This is a genomic window from Liquorilactobacillus oeni DSM 19972 (assembly GCF_001436275.1).
Taxonomy (GTDB): domain Bacteria; phylum Bacillota; class Bacilli; order Lactobacillales; family Lactobacillaceae; genus Liquorilactobacillus; species Liquorilactobacillus oeni.
Map to the genome: position 1 here is coordinate 58,906 of NZ_AZEH01000042.1, position 16,171 is coordinate 75,076.

A 16,171-nucleotide genomic window follows, 5' to 3' on the forward strand; every position below is an offset into this window, starting at 1 on the left:
TATAGTCAAAACAAAAGAAAATGGCCAGTACGAAATTTGTGCTGGCATTTTCTTTTGTTTTGCAAAAAATGTTATTATTTGAACTATAAGGAAAGGGAGGTTGCAAGATGGCGGATCAAAAAAGTGTTGTTTTTTTAGGGAGTATCAATATGGATGTTATTTTACGAATAGCACGCTTGCCAAAACCAGGAGAAACAATAGCAATGACGGATTTTCATACAGCCGGGGGAGGAAAGGGTGCTAACCAGGCCGTTGCCTCTGCACGCAGTGAAGCCATTACTTCTTTTGTTGGCAGGGTTGGTGCAGATGAGTATGGCAAAACAATGTTGAATTTGCTCCAAACTAGTGGAATCAATACTGACAATATTAAAGTTGACTCAAAAAGTGTTACCGGCCAAGCTTTTATTTTATTACAGAAATCAGGACAAAATTCTATTATTATAAATGGCGGTGCCAATCAAAAAATTAAAAAGCAAGATATTTTCGATGCAAAGGAGAAAATAGCAGCTGCTGATTTTGCAGTCTCTCAATTTGAAGTTTCAATGGAAAGAATAGAGGAATTTTTTATTGCAGCAAAAGATGCTGGGGTAAAAACAATTCTTAATCCAGCACCAGCTAAGAAAGCAACACAAAAACTTTTAGGTTTAACAGATTTGATAGTTCCTAATGAAATTGAGGCTCAAGAACTTACAGGAGTGAAAATTACCGACGAAACTTCTGCAAAAAAAGCAGCAGTGCTTTTAGCGGATAAAGGTATCGCTAATGTTGTGATTACCCTTGGGAGTTTGGGTGCATATTGTTATACTCCAACTTTTAAAAAATTAATTCCTGCATTCAAAGTTAAAGTCTTGGATACTACCGGTGCAGGCGATACATTTATAGGTGCCCTTTGCTCAGTTCTTGAAAATGATTTAGGTAATATTAGGGAAGCAGTTGTCTATGCCAGCAGGGCTGCTTCTCTGGCAGTTCAGCATTTGGGAGCCATTCCTTCTATTCCGATGAAAAAACAAATTATGAAAAGATAGTATTAACTAAAAAGGTACGGCAAAGTTAATTTTGCCGTACCTTTTTTTAGCACAAAAAAATAAAATTACGTATTTAGTTTTAGGAGGTGATGAAGTGGTTACAAAAAGTTTGAATGAATTATTAAAGATTGCTATTGAAAAGGAAGCAAGTGATATTTTCTTTATGCCAAAAGAGAACTGCTACTTGATTAAATTAAATATTGCTGGAGAACTGAAATTTTTGAAAAAGATTGAAAAAATAAGCGGAGTACAGATGATCAATAATTTGAAATATCGGGCAAATATGATGTTAAGCGAGCATCGTAGGCCACAAACCGGTGCTATGGAGATTGCGGAACAAATTTACGGAAGACTTTCAAGTGTAGGCGATTTTTTGGGCCGGGAATCTCTCGTGATCCGCTTGATCTATCAGAAAAAAACAGAAGGAATGTTTTTTTTCCAAGAGCAGTTTGAAAATGTTGTAAATAATCTTCAAAAAAAGGGATTGATTCTATTTTCAGGTCCAGTCGGATCGGGAAAAACTACAACTATGTATCATGTTGCACGCCAGTTAAAGAAACAAGTAATGTGTATTGAAGATCCTGTTGAAATAAACGAACCGTCTTTTTTGCAGCTGCAAGTCAATGAAAAAGCACAGATGACCTACGCTGAACTAATAAAGTCGGCATTACGACATCGGCCGGATGTCTTCATTATTGGTGAAATTCGTGACAAGGAAACTGCAACCAGTGTGATAAATGCTGCGTTGAGCGGACATTTGGTTATCAGCACAGTACACGCTGCGAATGTTAATGGGGTAATCAGAAGAATGCTTGCACTGGGGGCTCATTTTGAAGACTTGAATCAGACATTAAACCTTATTTGCTATCAAAGGCTTTTACCTACAGTACAGGGAGAAAGTAAAGTTCTTTTTGACCAACTATTTTTTGACACCCCTGATACACTGGACTTTATTAAAAATAATGGCAGCAACAAGATGACAATGAATTGGAGGATGCGGCTTGAAAAATGCTTGGAGAATCAATGGATTACACAGCAGACATTTGTCAAGTATCTGGAAGGGTAACACACATAGGTGGCGGCTTAGACAGCAACTTGTTTTTTTTAAAACACTTGCAGATCTTTTGAAATCAGGTTTTTCGCTTCAACAAGCAGTAGTTGATATTAAAATTCTATTGCCGCAGCAAAGAAAAATTTGTGAATTAATAGAACACAGCTTAAAAAATGGAGAAGGTTTTTGTTTCAGTTTAAAAAAGCTAATTGACAACGAAACATTTAACCAGCTTTATATTGCGGAAAAATACGGTGTACTATATGAAAGTATTAAACAGCTAGGAGACTTTTGGGAAAAGAAGGAACATCAAAAACAGCGCTTGCAGGCAGTCCTACTTTACCCTGTTTTTCTTTTAATATTGATAACTATTTTGATTTTTGCATTTCAGCTTTTTTTGAAACCTGAAATAGGATCTTTTCAAGCTGAACAGGCAGTTAAAGACGCTAGCCTTATCGATATTAATACATCACTTCTTTTGCCATTTTTTATTTGTCTGATTCTTTTGATGTTGTGGATTTTTCAAATATATTTAAGATACCGTAATAAAAAATATCTTCAACGTAAAGAATGGCTTTGTACTTTGCCATTTTTTGGAAAGCTTTATCGTCTTTATTTATACTATTATATCTCTTTTAATTTGGCACTTCTTTTGAAAAGTGGATTGGATTTAAATAAAATTTGTACTTTTTTAGTTGAGTTTGAACCAGATACACTGCTTTTCCATGTCGGAACAGAATTGAAACACACGCTGATGGCTGGGCAAGGAATGAAATATTTCATTGGAAAACATAATTTTATTCCACAGGAATTTATCCTTTTTTTAAGTAAAGGAAGTACCTTGAATGAATTAAGTGCTGAATTAATGTTTTATTCGCAAACAATATACAAAAGGTTGTTAGTACAGATGGATCGTTTAATTGAGTTAGTTCAGCCGCTTCTTTTTCTAGTGGTGGCGCTTTTAATTATAAGTTCTTATCTAAGTATGTTATTACCGCTATACCATAATCTTGGAGGAATGTATAAATGAAAAAAGAAAAGAAAGAAAAAAATAAAGTATACCAAGCTTTTACTCTAGTAGAAATGTCAATTGTTTTGTTCATTATTGGGCTCCTAATACTGATTATTTTACCAAATATCGGCAGCCAAAGAAATCGGGCACAAAACGTTGGAAATGAAGCGCTTTCGGATGTGGTACAGACACAAGCAGATCTTTATCGAAATGAACATGCTGATCAAGGAACAGTTACTTTAGATGATTTAAAAAAGGATAGTTACCTAAGCCAAAGACAATACGAACAGGCGAAAAAAGTTGGCATTGTAATTGATGATTAAAAGAAAAGAAGCGTTTACGTTAATTGAAGCAATTCTAGTTTTATCTCTCAGTTCGATTTTGCTGTTGCTTTTTTTACGTTCTTCTGGAAATACTGCAGAAAAATTGGAAGAAAAGATCTTTTGGCAGCAGTTAAAACAAGCTTGGGTAAGGGAAATGGCTGTTGTGCCAAGACATAATGTGCGTGGAACGGTAGAGTTTAAAGCTCATGAGATTGTTTTTAGAGAAGGAAATGTCATTAATACAGTAATCAAGTTGCCTGCAACAATGGAAATACCTGCATATCGGATAATCAGAGTCTATAATACTGGCAGCGTTACAGCAGATACAATAGTTGTCAAGTCTGCATTATCACCTATCACTTATAAAATCGTAGTTCAATTTGGATGGGGAAAGTATTATGTTAAACAATAAAGTAAGATCTTATTTATTAGTTGAAACACTTTTAGAGATGGTTGTGATTTGTTTTTTGTTGGGAATCTTTTTTGAAAGCCAGCATCAGTTTAAAGTTTATGAAAAAAAAGAACGTGTACTGCTCGAAAAGACGAAAAAGAAGCTAAATATTAGTAAAAAGCTTCTTTTAGTTGGACGAGAGAGTTTAAGTACAGAGGAAGTAACTGAACTTGAAAATTCTTTCATTATTCTTCCAAAAGGAGAGCTAAAGTGAAAAAGAAACAAAGGTTAAAGGCTTTTTCTTTACTAGAATGTTTAATAGCTCTTTCACTTTCAGTTTTTTTACTTGGAATACTAAATATGGCTTTTAATACTTCGTTTAGAGTGGACAATAATACACAAGAAGCAGATAAAGCTGAATGGGAACAATTTGCAGATCTTATTTCTTCTGAGAATCTTTCCCTACATTTCGTTGATATTCAAAATAATATTACTTTTTTTTCGAGCCCAACAAAAGATAAGGATTACAGAATTGTGTACTACAATGGCTTAGTTAAGATGACTGGATCAGAAGGCGGATATATACCTCTTTTATATGAAGTTTCTGCTTTCGAAACCTTTTATCACGATAATCTTTTGACAATCAGAGCTTCTATTCATCAAAGGGAGTACAATTGTAAAATTGTGATGGCTAAGAAGGAGTGAATTTTGTGAAAGACTCAAAAAAAGCATATCTTATTTTTTCTGGAACAACTTTAATAGTGATTATGGGCTTAGTTTTTGGAGGACAGTTATTTTATTATCATGAAAGGTTGGCGACTCTCAGTGACACAGTCCATTACAATACGGCCCTTATATTACGAAATTTAGCTATTTCTAATGATATTCAACAAGGAAAAGTTATTGATTATCAACAAGGAAGCGTTATTAGAGAAAACGATGCTTTCATAGTAAAATTGGACACAGGCTTTGAAATAAAACTGGATACGGCACATTATTAATTGGAGAATGAATTTTGGCATTTGAAATATCTTCACTAATTCGTTAAACTAGTAGAGCAGTTTTAATTAGTGAGGTGTTCAAAATGAGACTAGAAAAAATAAAAGATACCTACCATAAATTTGATGAAACTATTAATTTGTTGCGGACTGAATTAGGGTTATCGTATTTAGATGCGCTGATTGAATCCGGTGATAATCTAGTAGATAAAGGGAAAGTGTTGGTTGAAAAGGGCAAGCCTTCATTAAAGATAAAGAAACAGCTTGAAACAAAATATAAGCAAATTTTAGCGGCTTCGCTGTCTTCAGAAGAGATACGGCAAGTGCTACAGTTTGCATTGATTGAAGCAAATCATTATGACAAAATTCAGGCTAACCATCAAATTACACCTGATAGCATTGGCTTTTTAGTTGCATATTTAATTGAAAGAATTACAGTTAAACGGAATATTAAAAATATTTTTGATATTGCAGTCGGAACTGGTAATTTACTGACAACCGTCAACAATCATTTGAAGAAAAACGGCTATAATGATTTTAAACTTTTTGGCGTAGACAATGATGATACAATGCTTGCAATTGCTGAAATGAGTGCGCGGTTACAGCGGATTAAAATTGAACTTTACCATCAAGATGCAATCGACAGCTTACTCATCCCTAAAGCTGATGTTGTGGTTGCTGACTTACCAATCGGCTATTATCCGCTTGATAAGCGGGTACAAAATTTTGAAACACGCGCTCAATCAGGCCACTCATATGCACATCACTTAATGATTGAACAGGCACTATTGTACCTGGTTCCAGGAGGATATGCCTTTTTCTTGGTGCCAAAGGGGTTATTTGAAAGTACGGAAGCTAAGGGATTATTAAAGGTTATTCAAAAGCAAGGGCTTTTTCAAGGGATGTTAAATCTTCCTGAAGACTTATTTACTTCCAAAAATAATCAAAAGTCTTTATTGTTGTTGCAAAAACGTGGCGGCAAAGCCAAACAAGCAAAACCAGTTTTGCTTGGAAATATTCCCACATTTAAAGAAAAAGAAGCTTTTTCAAGATTTATTCAGCAAGTTGATGAGTGGATCTCTAAAAACATTAAAGACTGAATAAATTGGAGAGAAGATATTTATGAAAATTTTAGCCATTAACGCAGGCAGCTCAACACTTAAGTGGAAATTGTTTCAGATGCCAGCTGAAGAAGTCGTGGCAAGCGGTCAGATTGAAAGAATTGGATTAAGCAATTCAAAAGAAATAACAGTTGCCGGCAAGCAAAAAATAGCTGAGCAATTCGAATGTACGGATCATTTACAGGCAGTTGAACGTCTATTAAAATTGTTAACGGAGTACCAGATAGTTTCTGATCTTAAAGAAATAAAAGGAGTGGGTCACCGTTTTGTCAACGGTGGAACATTCTTTGCGCGTTCCACTGTAATAGATGATGATGTTTTAGAAAAGATGGAGAAGTTAAAGATTCTTGCTCCATTGCATAATCCGGCTAACATTATGGCCATAAAGGCCTTTAAAGCTGAATTGCCGGATGCGTTGAGTGTTGCCGTCTTTGATACAGGGTTTCACCAAACTATGCCGGAAGAAAACTATCTTTATGGGATTCCGTATGAATATTACCAAAAATACCATGTTCAAAAGTTTGGAGCTCATGGAATCAGCTATAGGTTTGTATTAAAAGAGTTATTAAAACTGATGCAGGCAAAAAAATCAAAGACTAATGCTATTTTATTGCATCTTGGTTCTGGGGCATCTATTTGCGCAGTGAAAGATGGACTTTCACTTGATACAAGTATGGGCTTTTCTCCTGTTTCTGGGATTATGATGCAGACTCGTTCTGGTGATGTTGATCCCTCACTGTTACTTTATTTGGAAGATCAGCTTGGTGTAGGAACTACTGAAATTCTTAAAATTTTAAATGAAAGATCTGGTCTCTTGGGAATTTCTGGAATTTCACCTGATATGAGAGAAATCTTTGCAAATCGCCAGGATCACCGAGCACGGTTAGCTATTTCGCTTTTTGTAAACCGGATAGTTAAGTACATTGGAGCTTATGCTACTGAACTGGGAAGAGTCGATGCCATTGTTTTTACGGGTGGAATCGGGGAAAACATTCCGGTAATTAGAAAATTAATTTGTGAAAAGTTAAGTATTTTTGGTGTTTCGCTAAAAGAAACGGTTAATGGAGCTACAAAAGCGCAAGTAGCAAAAATTAGTGATGCTAAATCTGTTGTATCAGTATGGGTGATTCCTACTAATGAAGAATTAATGATTGCTAAAGATGTATACAGACTTTCTCAAAATAAAGTGCAGGACGTAAATGTGAGAAAAATTAACGAATAAGATATATTCCAAAGCAAAAAATTGATGAAACTAATAATAGTTTATCTTGATTAAGGTGGCGGCTAAAAGTCTCAATGTGAATAAGACTAGGCGAATTAATTTCTTGTAAATTATATATATAAAATTAAATATGTATTAAAAACGAGTTTCAAACAAAACGAAAGTCTTGATTGAAGCTCGTTTTTTGTTTTTAAATTTAACTTGTTAAAAGCATTTTTGCAAAAATATCTTTTAAGATGAGATATGTTCATCTTAAAGTGAGATTGTTGGATTTTACTTCAATTTAAAAATAAAGTAAACTAGATGTCATTGGGCCAAGCAAATTGGACTAAAATAATATTTTACTGAAAAGGTTTGGAACTTGATGAGTACAGAAAATAAGTTTTCACGCAGTTTAAAAAGCCGTCATGTGCAATTGATCGCTTTAGGAGGAACAATTGGTACCGGCCTTTTTTTAGGGGCAGGAAAAACTATTCATTTAGCGGGTCCTTCAATAGTTTTTGCATATTTGTTTACAGGAATAATTTGCTTTTTGTTAATGAGGGCTTTGGGTGAACTGTTGCTTTCGGATCTAGATTCGCATTCATTTATTGACTTTATTACTAAATATCTAGGAAAAGAAGCTGGATTTGTAACTGGTTGGACCTATTGGGCTTGCTGGATTACAATTGCGATGGCGGATGTTACTGCATCAGGCCTATATTTTAAATATTGGTTTCCTAATGTTCCGCAATGGTTGCCGGGCTTTATTATCTTGCTTATCTTGTTAATTATGAATTTAATCACAGTAGGATTATTTGGAGAAGCTGAATTCTGGTTTGCATTAATCAAAATAGTTGCGATTTGTTTATTAATAATTGCAGGATTAGTGATGGTAGTGTTTGGGTTCCAAACTCCTGTGGGTTATGCTGGCTTTCACAATTTATTTTCAGATGGAGGAATTTTTCCTACAGGATTGAGGGGCTTTTTGTCTTCGTTTCAGATGGTTACCTTTGGTTTTATAGGAATCGAACTAATTGGGGTAACAGCTTCGGAAACAGAAAATCCAAAACATGTGATTCCCAAGGCAATTAACGAAATTCCAATACGGGTAATTTTATTCTATGTGGGCTCTTTGATTGCATTAATGTGTATTTATCCTTGGAATAAGATCGCTGAAGATCAAAGCCCGTTTGTTCAGGTTTTTCAAAACATTGGAATTCCTGCTGCCGCGGGGATTATTAATTTTGTGGTTTTAACTGCTGCCGCTTCTGCTTGCAACAGTTCTTTATTCAGTACTGGTAGAATGCTCTTTTCACTCAACTATAGAAATAAGAGTAAATTTGCGCTTAAAATGAGTACCCTATCACGCAGGCAAGTACCAGCTAATGGATTAATATTTTCTTCAATAGTAATTGGGATTGCAGTTTTAGCTAACTTTATTTTTTCAAATACTGCACTCTTTACTTTTATCTCAAGCGTTGCAACAACTTGCTTTTTATTCATATGGGGGATGATTATTCTTGCACATTTGCAATATCGTCGTTCAAATACTGAAAAAAGCTTTCAGTTTAAAGTGCCTTTTTATCCATGGAGCGACTACTTAGTACTTGCATTCTTATTCTTTGTTGCAGGAAGTATGTTTTTGAATACTACTTCACTGTGGGCATTGGGTGTAGCGGTGTTATGGCTGTTATTTTTATGGGTAGGTAGGCATTTAAAGAAAATTATTTAAAAAGCTATTTAAGAAGAGAAACGACAATTTAAAGTATAGTAACGCAATCAGTGTAACTTCTTTAAAAATTAGTCGTTTCTTTTTTTAATTGTAAATAAGTTGTAAGATAAACTTGATTATGTGCTAGGAGTTTTTTTATGAATTTTTTTACTGCAGATACACACTTTTTTGATCAAAATTTAAAGTATGATCTTCATTTTGCACATCGCCATTTTTTAACTGTGACTGAAATGAATCGGACTATTCTTACTAACTGGAATAAAGCTGTTTCTGAACAAGACACTGTCTATCATTTGGGCGATATCGGTTTGTTGCGTTCAAAAAAAGAAGACTATGAAAAAATGTATGAACTTTTGAAGGAACTTCATGGTCACCTGGTTTTAATCAAGGGTAACCATGACACACGTGCACTATTCAAATTTCTTGGTAAGAATAATTATCTGCTTGCTGATAAGAAACCAAAGTTTGTTTTTCACGATGTGGGTTGTATTTTAAAATTTGATCACTTTCAATTCTTTCTTACCCATTATCCGTTGATGCTGGGAATTTCTAGAAACAGCATTAATTTGCATGGACATGTGCACCATTATAGCGTGGATGCAGCTTCCAACATTAATGTGGGAGTTGATTCACCCGAAATTGCTTATTTAGTTAAAAAAATACCTTTTGGAACTCCTCTAAGCAGTGCAGAAGTTGTTAAGGTTGTAAAGGGTAAGCAGGTTGATTTTCAAAAGAGATAATTTGAGGAGGCTAAGCAATGCGTGAAAAAGTTACAATTTTGCATACAAATGACGTCCATTCACATTTTGAAAATTGGCCAAAAATCAGGCGATTTTTAATGAGCGAAAAAAAGAAGTCAGTTAATGGAACGGTACTGACTTTTGATATAGGGGATATAATGGACAGAGTCCACCCCTTAAGTGAAGCAACTGATGGTTTGAGCAATATATCTTTGATGAATAAGATCGGATATGATGCAGCAACAATTGGCAATAATGAAGGAATTGGCAACTCGCATATGCAGCTTTCACGAATGTATGAAAAGGCTAATTTTACATTAGTGTTGGACAACATCGTAGATCTTAAAACAAAAAAAAGACCTTCTTGGGCTCATCAGCAAAAAGTAATTACTACACCTCAGGGAACAAAGGTTGGAGTTCTTGGATGTACTGCTCCTTTTCCTGCGACTTATGCAATGAACAACTGGAAGGCTGAGCCTGTGGATGAAGTTTTGCCAAGTTTGATCAAAAAATTAAGACCTCAAGTAGATATCTTAGTGTTACTATCTCATTTAGGGATTGATACAGATAGAGCTTTAGCTAAAAAATATCCTGAACTTGATGTTATTCTTGGTGGTCACACTCATCATTTGCTTGAACATGGAGAAAAAATTGGTAAAACCTTACTTTGTGCGGCAGGCAAGTGGGGTAAATATATAGGGAAAGTAACTCTAATACTCGATAATGGAAAAATCATTGATAGTGAAGCTGCAGTGGCAAAAACAGAACTGCTTCCAGAAGCGCAAGGAGACCTTGCAGAAATTGAAAGTTATCAAAAAAGAGGAGAAGATTTGCTTGGTAAGCGTGTAGTTGCTGAACTGCCTCATGACTTTGCCGGTTCATGGATAAGCGGTTCGCCTTTAATGGATATTACACTTAAAGCTCTTGAACAAGTTACACATACACAAGCTGCTATTTTAAATGGTGGGCTTTTCTTAGGGGATCTTCACCAAGGAAAGCTTACGAGGGAAAACTTGCATAGTATTTTGCCGCATCCTATGAGAGTTGTAAATGTAAGACTAAATGGTTATAACCTCTGGCGCTTAATTCGTGAAATGGAAAAGAATCGCAACCACCTGCGTAACGCTTTTGTTAAGGGAAACGGGTTTCGTGGAAAAATTTTCGGAGAAATAATGTATGATGGGATAGAGTACGATTCTTTTACAAAAAGTGTTACTTGGCATAACCAAATCCTGGATCCGGGAAAAGACTATCAAATTGCCACGGTTGATAATTTCATTTACTGTCCTTTTTTCCCTACTTTAGAGATTGCTGGACACCCTCATTATTTGGCGGATCATTTCTTACGTGATATTGTAGGGGATTACTTTGCAGCTAAATATCCTGTATAATTAGCGCTGACAGTTTAAGGAGTGAAAGAAATGGACAGCGAAAAAAAAGAGCGGCGGGAAGCTCAACTTGCAAAAAAGGCAGAAACACTAAAAGCTTATGCAAGTGACATTAAAATGAAGAGTAAAACAGAATTGACCATTGATGGTCATCCGTATGTACTTGTAAAGAATTTTAAGGATGGATTTCAGACAGATCGATTAGAACAGCGCTTCAGTCAAATTTTGACTAAATATGATTATATTGTTGGAGATTGGGGATATGATCAACTAAGGTTGCACGGGTTTTATGCAAAGAAAGCTGAGAGAGGATTACCTTCTCAAAAGATAGATCAGCTAGACGACTATTTATATGAGTATTGTAACTTTGGATGTGCATACTTTATTTTACAAAATTTGGATGTTGCCAAGCCGAGCAAACCGCATCGTAGAAACCGCGGGGGACATAGTGGACGATCCCGTCAAAATAAAGCGGGTGGCAATAGCCAAAATAAACGTAAGGGTACTCATTTTTCGGGTAAAAATTTTGAGATTCGCAAACGTACACCAGAAATAAAGCAGCATGTAGAAACAATTACTGAAAAGCACTCAAAGAAACGTCATTTTACAATTAGACAGAAAAAAAATATCAGAGGAAACGGTAATAAAAATGGAAAAAAGAATGGATAAATATAAGGGCTATTTTATTGACTTAGATGGAACTATGTATTGTGGAAAGCTGAAGATACCTGCTGCAAAACGTTTTGTGGAGCAATTACAGAAAAGAAAAATTCAATTTATGTTTGTAACAAATAATAGTACCAAGTCTCCCGAACGGGTAGTTAAAAATCTGGCTGAAAATTTTGATATCCATGTATTTCCAAGAAATGTCTATACTACAGGAATAGCTACTGCAGACTATCTTTCAGAACTTGATGCTACCAAGAGAAGTGTGTATGTTATTGGTGAGTTAGACTTAAAGAAGGCATTGTTGGAACGAGGATTCGTTTTTAACGAAGAAAATCCAGATTATGTGGTAGTAGGGTTGGATTATGATGTTACATACCATAAATTTGAAACAGCAACGCTTGCTATTAAGCGCGGTGCAAAATTTATCGGAACTAATGCAGATACCAATTTACCAAATGAACGTGGACTTGTTCCTGGAGCAGGTTCTTTAGTTGCAATGGTTGAAAGAGCTACGCAGCAGAAGGCTACGTATATTGGAAAGCCTGAGTCGATTATCATGGATAAGGCACTTAAAAAAATTGGCCTTACTAAAAATGATGTTATTATGGTAGGTGACAATTACATGACCGATATTAGTGCGGGTATAAATTGCGGTTTAGACACTCTTCTTGTGTATACTGGGGTTTCAACGCCTGAGCAAGTTGCACAAAAAAAAATCCAGCCTACTTATGAGGTGAATTCTCTAGATGAGTGGAAGTTTGAAGATTAATAAAGAAGGGCTTATTTGGCTTTTGTGGCTGATTTGTCTGTTCTTGTTTTTTATTTCAATAAGCATCACTGTCACGATTAACTTTGTGCCGCTATATCATGTTTTTGTTATTCAAGAACATTTAGGCGCACGAGCAGGGATGTCGAATGCTAAGTTAATGAATGAGTATAGGACGCTACTGCATTTTTTGAATTATCCGTGGATAAGCGAATTACATTTGGCTTTTCCAATGTCTTATAACGGGCTGCAGCATTTTTATGATGTGAAGAATTTGTTTTTAGTTAATTATTTGGTATTATTGATCACTGCACCATTAAGCTGTTTTCGTTTGAGTACTATTTGGAAAAAGAAGCAGCAGTGGCGTTTGATAGCCCCCTTCCAAAATTTTATACTAATTATTGTAGGTGTAGTTATCCTAATGTTTCTAAACTTTAATGCTTTTTTCGTTTCTTTTCACGAGTTACTTTTCAGAAATAGTGATTGGATATTTGATCCTCAACTTGATCCTATTATCAATGTCTTGCCTGATACATTTTTTCTGTCTTGTTTTGGGCTTTTCTTTTTATTATTACTAAGCTTTCTTACAGCAGGAATTATAAGTGGAAAAAGAAGTTTAAAGTAAACAATGAAAAAGCACTCAATGATAAAAAATTTCAGAAACTTACTTTCTGGCTAACTTTTTTATCATTGAGTGCTTTTTTAACTTGGCAAAAACTCTATGATCGTTTTTTGGTCCGTATAAACTTGTGCAGGGCGCCTATAAGTGCTGGTATTAAAGAAACACAAATTATCCCAATTACTACCAGTGAAAAATGCTCTTTTACAATAGGAAAATTACCAAAGTAGTATCCAGCTCCGCAGCAAAGAATCATCCAAGAAACAGCTCCAATTATGCTGTATCTGAAGAAATGGCGAAACTGCATGCCGCTGCTGCCGGCTACGAATGGCGACATTGTCCTGATAATGGGCATAAAACGGGCTATTGAAATGGCGATCCCGCCATGTTTTTCAAAAAAGAGCCTCGTTTTGTGCAAGTCTTCTTCTTTTATAAATCTGCCCAATAGTGAGTTGGGCCTAATCGTTTTCCCCACCTTACTGCCGATCAAAAAGTTAAGGGAATCACCTAAAAGAGGAGCCAATAAGAATAAGGTAACAAAGATCCAGATATTTAAATTATATTGAGAGTTTGCTGCAAGTGCGCAAGCTGCAAATAATAAAGAATCTCCTGGCAAAAAGGGCAAGATAACTGCTCCGGTTTCAATGAAAATAATTAAAAATAAAAACAGATATGTCCAACTGCCAAAAGTATTTACGATTGTTACTAAGTGAGAATCAATATGCAAAACAAAATCAATTAGAAAGCCCATGATAGTCTCCTTTGATAAGATTATTTGATTTCTGGGAATTTTTTAATTAGTTGAGTACTATGTTCAGGCTGGCGCAGGTCTGGATAAACGTAGTGCATAGCGCTGTTAACTGCAATCGGTGCTTCTCCAAACCCAGTAGCAATCAAATTTGCTCTTCCAGAGTAGTCAATAATATCTCCTGCAGCAAAGATTCCTGGCACAGATGTTTGCATGTTTGATGAAACTTGTAACAAGCTATTATTTGTCTTAAGATCCCATTTCTGCAAATACGTATCATCAGTTACAAAACCGTAATTTACAAGGAGGTAATCTGCCTCAAGTTCTTTTAAACTGTCTGTTTTGACCCTTTTAAGGATTATTTTAACCTTTTCAGCAGATTCGCTTTTCAGTTGGTTGATTAGATAAGGAGTTTCAAAAATTGCTTTTGTAGTTTGTAGTTTTGCTACATTTGCTTGGAGCGCACGGAAATTTTCGCGGCGATGCACAATACGTAAAGACTTAACGTAAGGAGCAAGTTCAAGTGCCCAATCGATGGCTGAGTCTCCACCGCCTGCAATTACCACGTCTTTGTTATCAAATTTATGCAAATCAGCAACAAAATATAGTAGTTGTTTGTTTTCAAAGTTTGCCGCTTCATTCAAAGCTAATTTTCGCGGCTGAAAAGCTCCTATTCCTGTTGTGATTATGACGGCATGTGAATAGGTAGTTCTTTGAGTAGTTTCAAGCCTAAAACCTTGATCGATTTTAAAAATTCCCGTAACTTTTTCATTTAGAAAAATTTGAGGGGAAAACAATTTTGTCTGCTGAACAAGTTCATCGATCAGTTTACTTGCTTTAATTGCACTGAATCCAGGAATATCATAGATTTTTTTTGTTGGGAAAAGGTTTGAAACCTGTCCTCCAAGCTTGTCCAAGCTTTCAATAACCTGTGTCTTTGCTTGGTGCATGCGTGCATAGGTAGCAGCAAAAAGACCTACTGGGCCTCCTCCTATTACGGTGATATCATAGTATTCCTTGTTTGACATTGTAGAACTCCTTTCGTTTTTATACACTAAATTAGGTTAGCATAGTTGTACGTTAAAATAAATAAGTTGGAAAATTATTAGGGATTTATGTAAAATGGAAGTTATGAATATAAAGGAGATGTTTTTTAGTGGAATACCCTCAGCTTAAACAAGATGAAAAAAATCCAGTAGTTAAATTACAGACAAATCATGGAAAAATTACAATTGAACTTTTTCCTAAATTAGCACCAAAAACAGTTGAAAATTTTATTGGATTGGTAAAGCAAGACTATTATAATAATCTAATCTTTCACCGTGTAATTCCTGATTTTATGATTCAAGGAGGAGATCCTACAGGAACTGGGAGCGGCGGAACAAGCATTTGGAACAAACCCTTTCCAGATGAGTTTTCTGTGCAGCTATTTAATCTAAGGGGTGCTCTTTCAATGGCTAATGCTGGGCCTGATACTAACGGAAGCCAATTCTTTATTGTTCAAAATAAAAATGTTCCTAGAGAAATGTTTTCACAGATGGAGCATGCAGGGTATCCTGAAGAAATAGTCAAAGCTTATCAAAATGGTGGAACTCCTTGGCTTGATCACAGGCATACTGTTTTTGGACAGGTTCGTGAAGGTATGGAAAACGTTGATGAAATTTCAAATGTCCAAACAAACGCTGATCGTCCTTTAGACGATGTTGTTATTGAAAAAGCTATATTAGTAGAATAACTACTAGATGTATTAAAAAGAGGTGATAAAAATGAAGTATAAGATTGGCATGACTGTTGTTGGTAAGGTTACAGGGATTCAACCGTACGGTGCATTTGTTTCCTTAGATGATCATATTCAGGGTCTCATTCATATTTCTGAATGTCATCATGGGTTCGTAGCTGATATTCATAAATTTTTAAAAACTGATCAGAAAGTAAAAGTGATGATAATAGACATTGATGAATATTCGCAAAAGATTAGTTTGTCAGTCAGATGTTTAGAAAAGCCATTTGTTCTTACTCCTGAACCATTTGTTAGGTGTGAACACAAACATTATTGGACTAACCGGAAAATTAACGAAGGTTTCAAACCAATTCAAATCAGGCTTGATGGTTGGATGAAAAAAGCACTGGTAGATATGGAAAGCGATAATTTAAAGCTTAATTAAAGTTTTCCTTGACGTCTGACTAATAAGTTGGTAATATATTTTTTGTTGGTCATATTTAATATGATTTAGCTATGATAATTGTATATTGCAATTTCAGCCGTATTAAGTTTCTATACTGTTAAAAAGTTCTTGACATGAATTGCTTGATCAGGTATCATAAAGTAGTTGTGTTAAGCAACAAAGTAGACCTTTGAAAACTGAACAAAGTTTCGACAAATC

The 16,171-nt window shown here is 35.2% G+C and carries 20 protein-coding genes; 18 read left to right on the forward strand and 2 right to left on the reverse strand.

Going from position 1 to position 16,171, the window contains the following annotated elements; all coding sequences use genetic code 11:
- The first annotated feature begins 107 nt into the window (after window positions 1–107).
- The 16 genes from rbsK to FD46_RS10025 all read left to right on the forward strand — a co-directional run bounded on the left by rbsK (window position 108) and on the right by FD46_RS10025 (window position 13,045).
- Window positions 108–1,025 carry a ribokinase gene (gene rbsK / locus FD46_RS09950; RefSeq protein ID WP_057897010.1) on the forward strand — a complete coding sequence of 306 codons (918 nt, stop codon included), beginning with the start codon at window positions 108–110 and terminating at the stop codon, window positions 1,023–1,025.
- A 94-nt stretch (window positions 1,026–1,119) separates the two neighbouring features.
- Entirely contained in the window at window positions 1,120–2,091 is a 972-nt protein-coding gene (gene comGA / locus FD46_RS09955) for a competence type IV pilus ATPase ComGA (protein ID WP_057897011.1), read from the forward strand.
- Window positions 2,027–3,106, forward strand: coding sequence for a type II secretion system F family protein (locus FD46_RS09960; RefSeq protein WP_057897012.1), 1,080 nt, complete (start codon window positions 2,027–2,029; stop codon window positions 3,104–3,106). The genes comGA and FD46_RS09960 overlap by 65 nt, the downstream gene beginning before the upstream one ends.
- On the forward strand, window positions 3,103–3,411 hold the full coding sequence (gene comGC, locus FD46_RS09965; protein ID WP_057897013.1) for a competence type IV pilus major pilin ComGC: 309 nt from the start codon (window positions 3,103–3,105) through the stop codon (window positions 3,409–3,411). Before FD46_RS09960 ends, comGC begins: the two co-directional genes overlap by 4 nt.
- Window positions 3,404–3,823: a hypothetical protein gene (locus tag FD46_RS09970; RefSeq protein ID WP_057897014.1), complete on the forward strand. Its 420-nt coding sequence runs from the start codon at window positions 3,404–3,406 to the stop codon at window positions 3,821–3,823. The genes comGC and FD46_RS09970 overlap by 8 nt, the downstream gene beginning before the upstream one ends.
- Window positions 3,810–4,076, forward strand: a complete 267-nt coding sequence (locus tag FD46_RS09975; RefSeq protein WP_057897015.1) for a hypothetical protein — start codon at window positions 3,810–3,812, stop codon at window positions 4,074–4,076. The genes FD46_RS09970 and FD46_RS09975 overlap by 14 nt, the downstream gene beginning before the upstream one ends.
- The gene (locus FD46_RS09980; RefSeq protein WP_057897016.1) at window positions 4,073–4,507 is read left to right on the forward strand and encodes a competence type IV pilus minor pilin ComGF; all 435 of its coding nucleotides are present in this window, start codon (window positions 4,073–4,075) and stop codon (window positions 4,505–4,507) included. The genes FD46_RS09975 and FD46_RS09980 overlap by 4 nt, the downstream gene beginning before the upstream one ends.
- Before the next feature lie 5 nt (window positions 4,508–4,512).
- Window positions 4,513–4,803, forward strand: coding sequence for a hypothetical protein (locus FD46_RS09985; protein ID WP_057897017.1), 291 nt, complete (start codon window positions 4,513–4,515; stop codon window positions 4,801–4,803).
- Between the two features lie 83 nt (window positions 4,804–4,886).
- Window positions 4,887–5,900, forward strand: coding sequence for a class I SAM-dependent methyltransferase (locus FD46_RS09990; RefSeq protein ID WP_057897018.1), 1,014 nt, complete (start codon window positions 4,887–4,889; stop codon window positions 5,898–5,900).
- A 22-nt stretch (window positions 5,901–5,922) separates the two neighbouring features.
- Entirely contained in the window at window positions 5,923–7,143 is a 1,221-nt protein-coding gene (locus FD46_RS09995) for an acetate/propionate family kinase (protein WP_057897019.1), read from the forward strand.
- Window positions 7,144–7,507: 364 nt separating this feature from the next.
- Entirely contained in the window at window positions 7,508–8,857 is a 1,350-nt protein-coding gene (locus FD46_RS10000; protein WP_057897020.1) for an amino acid permease, read from the forward strand.
- A gap of 137 nt (window positions 8,858–8,994) precedes the next feature.
- Window positions 8,995–9,597, forward strand: coding sequence for a metallophosphoesterase family protein (locus tag FD46_RS10005; protein WP_057897021.1), 603 nt, complete (start codon window positions 8,995–8,997; stop codon window positions 9,595–9,597).
- Between the two features lie 17 nt (window positions 9,598–9,614).
- Window positions 9,615–10,988 carry a bifunctional metallophosphatase/5'-nucleotidase gene (locus FD46_RS10010; RefSeq protein WP_057897022.1) on the forward strand — a complete coding sequence of 458 codons (1,374 nt, stop codon included), beginning with the start codon at window positions 9,615–9,617 and terminating at the stop codon, window positions 10,986–10,988.
- Window positions 10,989–11,018: 30 nt separating this feature from the next.
- Window positions 11,019–11,654, forward strand: coding sequence for a YutD family protein (locus tag FD46_RS10015; protein WP_057897023.1), 636 nt, complete (start codon window positions 11,019–11,021; stop codon window positions 11,652–11,654).
- Window positions 11,647–12,423 (forward strand): TIGR01457 family HAD-type hydrolase, encoded by a 777-nt coding sequence (locus FD46_RS10020; RefSeq protein ID WP_057897033.1) that lies wholly within the window; start codon window positions 11,647–11,649, stop codon window positions 12,421–12,423. Before FD46_RS10015 ends, FD46_RS10020 begins: the two co-directional genes overlap by 8 nt.
- Window positions 12,401–13,045: a TIGR01906 family membrane protein gene (locus tag FD46_RS10025; RefSeq protein WP_057897024.1), complete on the forward strand. Its 645-nt coding sequence runs from the start codon at window positions 12,401–12,403 to the stop codon at window positions 13,043–13,045. The genes FD46_RS10020 and FD46_RS10025 overlap by 23 nt, the downstream gene beginning before the upstream one ends.
- A 94-nt stretch (window positions 13,046–13,139) precedes the next feature.
- Here FD46_RS10025 and FD46_RS10030 read toward each other — a convergent pair whose 3' ends face one another.
- Together FD46_RS10030 and FD46_RS10035 are read right to left on the reverse strand one after the other, a co-directional pair.
- Window positions 13,140–13,790: a VTT domain-containing protein gene (locus FD46_RS10030; protein WP_057897025.1), complete on the reverse strand. Its 651-nt coding sequence runs from the start codon at window positions 13,788–13,790 to the stop codon at window positions 13,140–13,142.
- A 20-nt stretch (window positions 13,791–13,810) separates the two neighbouring features.
- Window positions 13,811–14,815, reverse strand: a complete 1,005-nt coding sequence (locus FD46_RS10035) for an NAD(P)/FAD-dependent oxidoreductase (RefSeq protein WP_057897026.1) — start codon at window positions 14,813–14,815, stop codon at window positions 13,811–13,813.
- 128 nt (window positions 14,816–14,943) lie between these two features.
- On the opposite strand from FD46_RS10035, the gene FD46_RS10040 reads away from it, so the two are divergent.
- The gene (locus FD46_RS10040; protein WP_057897027.1) at window positions 14,944–15,522 is read left to right on the forward strand and encodes a peptidylprolyl isomerase; all 579 of its coding nucleotides are present in this window, start codon (window positions 14,944–14,946) and stop codon (window positions 15,520–15,522) included.
- A 31-nt stretch (window positions 15,523–15,553) separates the two neighbouring features.
- Window positions 15,554–15,952 (forward strand): CvfD/Ygs/GSP13 family RNA-binding post-transcriptional regulator, encoded by a 399-nt coding sequence (locus FD46_RS10045; protein WP_057897028.1) that lies wholly within the window; start codon window positions 15,554–15,556, stop codon window positions 15,950–15,952.
- The last annotated feature ends 219 nt before the right edge of the window (window positions 15,953–16,171 follow it).

Coding starts and splice junctions, on each gene's coding strand:
- FD46_RS09995 (WP_057897019.1), top strand. CDS start 5,923: ATGAAAATTTTAGCCATTAACGCAGGCAGCTCAACACTTAAGTGGAAA.
- FD46_RS10035 (WP_057897026.1), bottom strand. CDS start 14,815: ATGTCAAACAAGGAATACTATGATATCACCGTAATAGGAGGAGGCCCA.
- FD46_RS10025 (WP_057897024.1), top strand. CDS start 12,401: ATGAGTGGAAGTTTGAAGATTAATAAAGAAGGGCTTATTTGGCTTTTG.
- FD46_RS10045 (WP_057897028.1), top strand. CDS start 15,554: ATGAAGTATAAGATTGGCATGACTGTTGTTGGTAAGGTTACAGGGATT.
- FD46_RS10030 (WP_057897025.1), bottom strand. CDS start 13,790: ATGGGCTTTCTAATTGATTTTGTTTTGCATATTGATTCTCACTTAGTA.
- FD46_RS10020 (WP_057897033.1), top strand. CDS start 11,647: ATGGATAAATATAAGGGCTATTTTATTGACTTAGATGGAACTATGTAT.
- FD46_RS09970 (WP_057897014.1), top strand. CDS start 3,404: ATGATTAAAAGAAAAGAAGCGTTTACGTTAATTGAAGCAATTCTAGTT.
- FD46_RS09990 (WP_057897018.1), top strand. CDS start 4,887: ATGAGACTAGAAAAAATAAAAGATACCTACCATAAATTTGATGAAACT.
- FD46_RS10010 (WP_057897022.1), top strand. CDS start 9,615: ATGCGTGAAAAAGTTACAATTTTGCATACAAATGACGTCCATTCACAT.
- FD46_RS10000 (WP_057897020.1), top strand. CDS start 7,508: ATGAGTACAGAAAATAAGTTTTCACGCAGTTTAAAAAGCCGTCATGTG.
- FD46_RS10005 (WP_057897021.1), top strand. CDS start 8,995: ATGAATTTTTTTACTGCAGATACACACTTTTTTGATCAAAATTTAAAG.
- FD46_RS10015 (WP_057897023.1), top strand. CDS start 11,019: ATGGACAGCGAAAAAAAAGAGCGGCGGGAAGCTCAACTTGCAAAAAAG.
- comGC (WP_057897013.1), top strand. CDS start 3,103: ATGAAAAAAGAAAAGAAAGAAAAAAATAAAGTATACCAAGCTTTTACT.
- rbsK (WP_057897010.1), top strand. CDS start 108: ATGGCGGATCAAAAAAGTGTTGTTTTTTTAGGGAGTATCAATATGGAT.
- FD46_RS09975 (WP_057897015.1), top strand. CDS start 3,810: ATGTTAAACAATAAAGTAAGATCTTATTTATTAGTTGAAACACTTTTA.